Consider the following 534-nt stretch of genomic DNA (forward strand, 5'->3'; position numbering starts at 1 on the left):
TTGAAAAAGTAGGGCAGTATTCCGGTTATCCGGCTGAGGGAATCCACAAATACTTCCTCCAAAAAGAAATCGCAGATTAGTCGCTACTGATGTTTAGCTTGTTAGAAATTCAGAAAAAGAGGCGCGAATAGCACCTCTTTTAGTATGTAGTCATGAGCTTGTCATGACTACTCGTTGAGAGGGTTACAAGCTTTTTTGGTGTGCGTCGATCAGCGCGTTCATTTTGGCTTCCGCAGCTTGTTGCGCTTGCTCGTAGCTCATGTCAGCAGGGAAGTCACTGATGACTTCGTAGTAACATTTCAACTTAGGCTCAGTACCAGAAGGACGAACGATTACGCGAGATTTATCTTCAAGATGATAAATCAGCACATCACTTGCTGGTAAATTAATCGTCTCTTCTGAACCATCCTCAAATGTACGAACGGAAGTTTTCAAGTCCTCAGTAACCGATACTTTCTTGCCTGCAATTTCGCTTGGTGGATTTGCACGTAACTTGTCACCAATTGGTGGCGAGTTTGGATCCAACGCAATACT

Annotated in this window: 2 pseudogenes; one reads left to right on the forward strand and one right to left on the reverse strand. The window is 43.6% G+C overall.

Annotated features, from left to right (window positions below):
- A pseudogene (locus R7Q46_RS29885) lies at positions 1-80 on the forward strand (GNAT family N-acetyltransferase); the annotation flags it as partial.
- A gap of 103 nt (positions 81-183) precedes the next feature.
- Here the strand turns inward: R7Q46_RS29885 and R7Q46_RS29890 are convergent.
- A pseudogene (locus tag R7Q46_RS29890) lies at positions 184-534 on the reverse strand (phospho-sugar mutase); the annotation flags it as partial.

The sequence above is a fragment of the Vibrio sp. 811 genome (genome assembly GCF_033339195.1).